Raw genomic sequence first — 7,067 nt, 5'->3', positions numbered from 1 at the left:
CGCGGTCGCGGGCGCGGGGCCGGCGGCGGGGGGGCGGCCCGCGGGCCCCGCGGCCGCGCCGCCCGGCGGGGGCGGGCGGCCGGCGGCCCCCCCCCCCCCCCGCGACTGCGATCAGCGCATGTTGTCGCCCCAGCCGCCCTGGAGCATCGTCTGGAAGGCCCACTTCCCGTCGCGCCTGATCAGGATGTCCGCGTAGCGCAACCGCTGCTCGGTGCCGTCCATGGTCATGACGGAGTCGGTGAAGACCACCGCCATCGCCGCCGTGAGGAACACGGGTGTGCGGGTCGACGTGAAGGTGATGTCCTGCGAACCCTCTCCCATCACCTGGCTCATGGCGGCGGTGAACTGCTCCCGGCCCCATTGGGCGCTGACGCCCTGACCGGCGGAGTCATCGCTGACCAGATTGAGCGGGAAGACCGCCATCTCGGCCATCCGCTCTATGTCCCGACGGCCGCTGGCCGCGTCGTACTCCGCGAACCACTCCTCGATGCCCGCGAGCTCATCGGCTGTCGGGGTGTAGCCGGTCTCGGGAAGCTGGATCATCGATGGATTCCTCTCGTCAAGTTTGACTACGTGTGCGGAACCGTACTGCTCGCAAGGGCAAGTAGTCAAACTTGATTAATGGCGGGAGTGGAGAAATCACGAGGATCCGTGGGGGATCAGATCGGTAGGTCGTCCCTGATCCGCAGGACGGTCGACACCGTGTGCCGAGTGGTCCCCCGCTCCACCTCCGCCGTCAGTCCCTCCGCCACTGCCCGGTACGGCACCTCACCCACCCCGATCGCGGTCGCCGTCGAGGTGGCTCCCGTCGCACCTTCTTCCGTCGCACCTTCTTCCGCCGGGCCGACCGCCCCGGCCGCGTGGACCGTGTGCGCGGCCAGCACCGCCCCCACCGTGCCCCGCAGAGCGGGCGGAAGCGGGCCGGACACCACGGGCGTGTCGTCGTCCGGCAGTACGAGCACCAGCGCGCTGGGGCGCTCCCGCGTACCGGTGAAACCGATCACGGCGGCGTCCTGGACTGCCGTGTGCCGCAGCTTGCGCCAGTCCCGGGCGCCCGGCCGGTAGGGCCCGGTGAGCCGTTTGACCACCAGCCCTTCGATCCCGCTCGCGACGAGGGTCTCGTACCAGGTCGCAGCGGTCCGCGGGTCAGTGGTCATCGGCACCGGCTGGAGCGGTGGGCCCAGCGGCCCGACAAGGTCGACAAGGCGTTCCCTGCGATGTGCGTACGGAGTAGGGCGCAGGTCCTCGCCGCCGGTCGCGAGCAGGTCGAAGGCGGCATACGAGGCGGGCAGCCGGCGTGCGAGAAGCCCCGCCCGGGATGCCGTGGCGGCAGCCCGGCGCTGTACGGCGGCGAAGTCGATCCGTCCCCCGTTCCAGACCACCGCCTCGCCGTCCAGGACCGTGCCGTCGGGCAGCGCGCGGGCGGCCGTCGCCAGGTCGGGGAAGGCGGCTGTCACGATCCGCCCCGAGCGGGCCTGGAGGGTGACCTCGCCGCCCGAGACGAAGACCAGGACGCGATGGCCGTCGAACTTCGGTTCGTACGCGAGCCCTTCGCCGCGCGGCAGCCTTGCCACCGACTCGGCGAGCGCCACCTTCAGCGGTGGCCTGAGCGTGCCTGCCCCTTCCCGTGCGGTGCGGGTGTTCACGGCAGGCCGCCCGCATGCTCGGGATCGAACAGCGGCGCCAGCAGATCCCCGTACCGTTCGAGCCGCACCGCGATGTCGTCCAGTTCGAACACCAGCTCATCGGGGGAGTCGCACTCTTCGATCTCCTCCCAGGTCACGGGGGTGGAAACGGTGGGCGCGGGCCGGGCGCGCAGTGTGTACGGCGTCGCCGTGGTCTTGGCGGCGGCGTTCTGGCTGTGGTCGACGAACACCTTCCCGGGGCGCAGCGCCCGAGCCATCCGGTGCACCACGAGGCCGCCGAGCTCCGCCTCCGCCTCGACGGCAAGGGATTTCGCGTAGGCCGACACCTCGGCGGACGGCGTCGGTTCAAGCGGTACCAGCAGGTGCAGGCCCTTGGAGCCGGAGGTCTTCGCGTAGGCGGCCAGGCCGTCCGCGCCGAGCCGTCCCCGCAGCCACAGGGCCACCTCGCAGCAGTCGACCACGGTGGCCGGAGCGCCGGGGTCCAGATCGAAGACCATCCGGTCGGCCCTGGCGGGTTCCTCCACCCGCCACTGCGGAGTGTGAAATTCCACCACGAGATTCGCCGCCCAGATCAGCCCGGCCAGATTCGCCACGACCACCTGTTCGCCCCGTTCGCGCGAGGAGCGGGGCACCTCGGCGACGCGCACCCAGGAAGGGGTGCCGGGCGGCGGGTTCTTGGTGAAGAACCGCTGGCCGTCCGGGCCGTCCGGGTAGCGCAGGAACGACAGCGGGCGATCCCTCAGGTGTGCGAGGAGCGGCTCGGCGGTGATGGCGTAGTAATGCAGCAGCTCCCCCTTGGTGGTTCCGGTCGCCGGATAGATGACCTTCTCCAGGTTGCTGAGCGCCAGGCGCCGCCCCTCCACCTCTGTGATGGGCGTCATACGATGAGAATCCCATACATGTATCTCAACACTCTGAATTCCATATGAAAGGGATGGCACGTGCGATCCATCTGGAACGGCGCGATCTCCTTCGGGCTGGTCAGCATCCCGATCAAGCTGGTGAACGCAACCGAGAACCGCTCGGTCTCCTTCCGGCAGATCCACACCACTGACGGAGGGCGGATCCGCTACCGCAAGGTCTGCGAGCTGGAGGACGAGGAGATCCCGACGGCGGAGATCGGCAAGGCGTACGAGGACGCCGACGGGACGATGATCCCGATCACGGACGAGGACCTCGCCTCGCTGCCGCTGCCGACCGCGAAGACGATCGACATCGTGGCGTTCGTGCCCGCGGACCAGATCGACCCGCTCCAGATGGACACGGCGTACTACCTCTCCGCGAACGGGGTCCCGGCGGCCAAGCCCTACACGCTGCTGCGCGAGGCGCTCAAACGGAGCAAGAAGGTGGCGGTGGCCAAATTCGCGCTCAGGGGGCGGGAGCGGCTGGGCATGCTGAGGGTCGTCGGCGATGTGATCGCCATGCACGGGCTGCTCTGGCCGGACGAGATCCGGCAGCCCGAGGGCGTGGCCCCGGAGACCGAGGTGACGATCCGCGACGCCGAGCTCGACCTCGCGGACGCCCTCATGGCCACGCTCGGCGAAGTCGAGCTCGGCTCGCTGCACGACGACTACCGGGCGGCGGTCGAGGAGCTGATCGCAGCCAAGGCGGAGGGCGTGGAGCTGGAGCCGGAACGCGGTCCGGCCGCCGCCGGCGGCAAGGTCATCGACCTGATGGCCGCGTTGGAGAGCAGCGTCCGGGCGGCGAAGGAGGCGCGCGGCGGCGAAGCGGAGGCGGCCGGCGGGGAGGTCACGGAGCTGAGGTCCCGTAAGGAAGCCGCGAAGCCGGGCCCGAAGGCGGCCAAGACCACGCCCAAGGAGACAGGCGGCAAGAAGTCCACGGCCACGTCCGCGGCGAAGAAGGCCGCCGCGTCACCGTCGACGAAGTCCACCGCCGCCAAGAAGGCGTCGGGGGCGAAATCCTCGACCGCGAAGTCCACGGCCAAGAAGTCCACGGCCAAGAAGGCGACGCCCAGGAAGAAGGCCTCCTGACGGCGGGCCGGTCCCGGCTCGGCGTCCGTGGGCACGCAGATCACACGGATCGCACAGCCGGATGGGCAGAGCGGGGCTGTCGGCGATCAGGCGAACGCATCCGCAGCCGAGACGGCGAAGGCGCCGCCTCGTCGACGCGTGCCGCCGCTCCGGCCAGTGCGGGCAGTGCGGGCAGTCCGGTCAGTGGCTTCGGCGCCCTCAGGACGGGAGCGGTTCGACGCTCACCGTATGGTCCGGCGCCTCAGGCGCCATGAACCCCAGCAGCTCCGCCCCCTCCTGCTCCAGCGCCTTGCGGGACGCCCGTGGCAATCGCCCGAACGGCTCAAGGACGAGGGTCGCCGTGCCGCGCTCTCGGGTGACCCGCCACATACCCGCCACGAACCCATCGACCAGGAACGTCGCCCGGATGATGCCGTTGCGGGTGAAGATCGCCGACCGCCGCCGTTCGTCCAGGATGCGGGAGCGGTCGTCGTGCGCGAGCAGCACGTTGTCGAACTCCGGCAGAAACCGCACCGGTGCCTCGGTGTCGGGATCGGGCAGCGGCGCGTCCGGCAGATCGAACAGTTCCCGCCCGTCCTCGTCCCGGAGAGCCCGCAGCCGCGAGCCCAGCCGGTCGACCACCTCGCGCAGCCGGGTCAGCCCGGACCACATCTGGATGTCCTTGACCGATGCCGGGCCGTACGCACGCAGATAGCGCAGCACCAGGTCGTCCACCGTCGCTCCGGTGCCCAGCGGCCGACCCAGCCAGGACTCCGCCGTCGCGTACCGGGTCAGACCGCCGACGCCCCAGATGCCGCGCGGCGGCACCTGCACCAGCGGGAGCTGCCCGCGGGCCGCGTTCGCCAGCCCGTCGGGATCGCGCTCCGGCCAGCGCGCGGCCAGCGCCGCTCCCAGTTCCTTGGTGGTCAGCGGCTCATCGGCCAGCGCCTCCCGGACAGCCGCGTCCAGGTCGTCGGGTGCCAGGTCCGCGACCGCCTTGGCGAACCTCGCCACACCGCGTACCTGCCGGTCCAGCACGGGCTGCACCAGCGGGCGCAGCGCCAGGCAGTCATCGGCGGTGACCAGATGGACGGTGGCTCGCAGCAGAGCGACACGGACCGCTGCCCGCCCGGTGAGCAACTCGGCGAGTTCCTCGTGGCGGAAGCCGGTCAGCCGGGTCCACAGGCCCACATAGGGCGGCGCGGGCGCCTGGGCCTGCATACCGACGAGTCGGGCGATCGCCTCCGCCGCCGTCAGCGGATGCCGGCGCAGCAGCAACTGGCGTTCCAGCAGCGCGCGGTTCAGGGCGCGTGGGCCGAGCGTGGTCATGGGACGCCCCCTGTGGCGGTGCCTGGAGTGCCGTGAGACGCGGCGGAGGACATGCGGTGCGCCCCCCACTCTGCCCTGTTCCGCTCGCGGGTGCCTGGAGCGCGTCTCGAATCGGCCTCCGACCAGCGCTCGCCACGCCCGCGTATTCCTTTAAGTACTCCAGGCATATTCGAGTGGGGCTCCAACCGCGCTGGCTATACCGAGTGATGACCACCTGTCAGCACGAGGAGTGAGACGTGACCTCCACCAACATCCGGCCGACGGACACCGACAGCGAGTCTCCGCCTCCGGCCGAAGCCGTCGCGGTGCAGCCCTCCGGGGCGGGGGTTTCGCCCGCCCCGGACAAGCGCCGCTGGGCGGCGTTCGTCATCATGACCGTCGCCACGTTCCTCGACATGCTCGACGGCAGCATCGTCAACGTGGCCATCCCGACCATCCAGCACGACCTCGGCGCCAGCTACGGCGCCGTCCAGTGGATCACCGCCGGCTATGTCATGGCGTTCGCCCTGATGCTGATCACCGGCGGTCGACTCGGTGACATCTACGGCCGCAGGAAGATGTTCCTGCTCGGTGTCGCGGGCTTCACCATCGCATCCCTGCTCTGCGGTATCGCCATGAACCCCGAGATGCTCATCGCGTCCCGGCTGCTGCAAGGCGCCGCGGCGGGCATCATGGTGCCGCAGGTGCTCTCCATCATCCACGTGACCTTCCCGGACAACGAGAAGGGCACGGTCTTCGCCGTCCACGGCACCGTCGGCGGTATCGCCGCCACCGTCGCCCCGCTCATCGGCGGTGTGATCGTCGCGGCCAACATCTTCGGCTGGGACTGGCGTCCGATCTTCCTGGTGAACGTGCCGCTGGGCGTCGTCGGGTTCTTCCTCGGCCTCAAGTACATCCCCGAGTCCAAGGCGCCGCACGCGCTCCGTGTCGACCTCCCCGGTGTCTTCCTCGCCACCCTCGGTCTGCTGCTGCTGCTCACCCCGCTGACCTTCGGCCGTGAGCTCGGCTGGCCGGCGTGGGCCTTCGTCTCCATGGTCGCCGGGATCGCGGTGCTCATCGCTTTCGTGGCGTACGAGCGCCGCAGGAGCCTGACGAACGGTTCGCCGCTGGTGGCGCTCAACCTGTTCAAGGCACGCAGCTTCAGCTCGGCACTCGGACTGATGCTGGCCTGCTTCACCTTCACCGGCATGTTCATGCTGGCCCTGTACATGTACATGCAGCTCGGTCTCGGCTGGAGCGCGCTGCGCGCCGGTGTGACCCTGCTGGCCTTCGCGTTCGGTGCGTTCATCACGGCCTCCGCCTCGGTGATCGCGCTGGTCCCGAAGTTCGGCCGCACTGTGGTGCAGGCGGGTGCGGTGGGCATCGCCCTCGGTCTCGGCCTGTTCCTGTGGATCAACGGCAGCAGCGACGGGGATATCACCAGCTGGAACATCGTCCCCGCCCTGTTCGTCATCGGTCTGGGCTTCGGTGCCGCCGCCACCCCGATCTCCCTGTTCGGCCTCAAGGACGTGCCGCACGAGGACGCGGGATCGGCGTCCGGGCTCATCAACACCATGCAGCAGCTCGGCTTCACCATCGGTATCGCCGTCGTCTCGCTGTCCTTCTTCGCCCCGCTGGGCTCCGCCGCGACGAGCAGCGCGGACGAGTTGGCACCCAAGCTGCGCCAGGAGCTGGTCGCGGCCGGTGTCCCGGCCGAGCAGCTCGGCGCCGCCACCACGGCCTACCAGCACTGCGTCAACGAGCGCTTCGGCGGGGAGAACGCCTCGACCGAGCCGGCGGACTGCGTGGCACCGGCCGTCCGTGGTAACGAGAAGGCCGTCGCCGTGGTGCGGTCCTACGAGCAGCAGGCGGGTGCGCAGACCTTCTCCGGCGCCTTCCAGTTCACGCTGTACACGGGTCTCGGCTTCATCGTCGTCGCCTTCCTCGCGGCGGGCGCGCTGCCCCGCCGGGTGAGCGCACCAGGCCAGGGCTGATCCGAGCGGCGCCGACCGTCCGGCGCTGACCTGACCGGCACTGTTCTGACCGGCCATGTCACCTGGACGAGTCCGGCGACGCGCACCACAACGAGGAGGGCACCGGCCGCGGGCGGCGGGGGCCGCCGCGGGTTGGGGTCGGGGCACCG

At 70.5% G+C, this 7,067-nt stretch carries 6 protein-coding genes; 2 read left to right on the top strand and 4 right to left on the bottom strand.

Annotation, left to right across the window (positions count from 1 at the left end):
* Positions 1-111 precede the first annotated feature (111 nt).
* The 3 genes from ACFWI9_RS24205 to ligD form a co-directional block, all read right to left on the bottom strand.
* Complete coding sequence (locus ACFWI9_RS24205; RefSeq protein ID WP_387165095.1) at positions 112-543, bottom strand: nuclear transport factor 2 family protein; 432 nt, start codon at positions 541-543, stop codon at positions 112-114.
* Between the two features lie 116 nt (positions 544-659).
* The gene (locus tag ACFWI9_RS24200; protein WP_387165115.1) at positions 660-1,598 is read right to left on the bottom strand and encodes an ATP-dependent DNA ligase; all 939 of its coding nucleotides are present in this window, start codon (positions 1,596-1,598) and stop codon (positions 660-662) included.
* 44 nt (positions 1,599-1,642) lie between these two features.
* Complete coding sequence (gene ligD / locus ACFWI9_RS24195) at positions 1,643-2,527, bottom strand: non-homologous end-joining DNA ligase (RefSeq protein WP_387165093.1); 885 nt, start codon at positions 2,525-2,527, stop codon at positions 1,643-1,645.
* A gap of 60 nt (positions 2,528-2,587) precedes the next feature.
* Here ligD and ACFWI9_RS24190 point away from each other — a divergent pair, with 60 nt between their 5' ends.
* The gene (locus ACFWI9_RS24190) at positions 2,588-3,637 is read left to right on the top strand and encodes a Ku protein (RefSeq protein WP_387165091.1); all 1,050 of its coding nucleotides are present in this window, start codon (positions 2,588-2,590) and stop codon (positions 3,635-3,637) included.
* 198 nt (positions 3,638-3,835) lie between these two features.
* Here ACFWI9_RS24190 and ACFWI9_RS24185 read toward each other — a convergent pair whose 3' ends face one another.
* The gene (locus ACFWI9_RS24185; protein WP_387165089.1) at positions 3,836-4,945 is read right to left on the bottom strand and encodes a winged helix DNA-binding domain-containing protein; all 1,110 of its coding nucleotides are present in this window, start codon (positions 4,943-4,945) and stop codon (positions 3,836-3,838) included.
* A 236-nt stretch (positions 4,946-5,181) separates the two neighbouring features.
* On the opposite strand from ACFWI9_RS24185, the gene ACFWI9_RS24180 reads away from it, so the two are divergent.
* Positions 5,182-6,918 (top strand): MFS transporter, encoded by a 1,737-nt coding sequence (locus ACFWI9_RS24180; RefSeq protein WP_387165088.1) that lies wholly within the window; start codon positions 5,182-5,184, stop codon positions 6,916-6,918.
* The last annotated feature ends 149 nt before the right edge of the window (positions 6,919-7,067 follow it).

It is taken from the genome of Streptomyces sp. NPDC127084, assembly GCF_042724175.1.
Lineage (GTDB): Bacteria > Actinomycetota > Actinomycetes > Streptomycetales > Streptomycetaceae > Streptomyces.
Note: the sequence above shows the minus strand (reverse complement) of the source record. Positions and strands in the feature narration are given on the sequence as shown.

Excerpts from the sequence above, each read along its gene's own strand:
- ACFWI9_RS24205 (WP_387165095.1), bottom strand. The coding sequence starts at position 543 with ATGATCCAGCTTCCCGAGACCGGCTACACCCCGACAGCCGATGAGCTC.
- ligD (WP_387165093.1), bottom strand. The coding sequence starts at position 2,527 with ATGACGCCCATCACAGAGGTGGAGGGGCGGCGCCTGGCGCTCAGCAAC.
- ACFWI9_RS24185 (WP_387165089.1), bottom strand. The coding sequence starts at position 4,945 with ATGACCACGCTCGGCCCACGCGCCCTGAACCGCGCGCTGCTGGAACGC.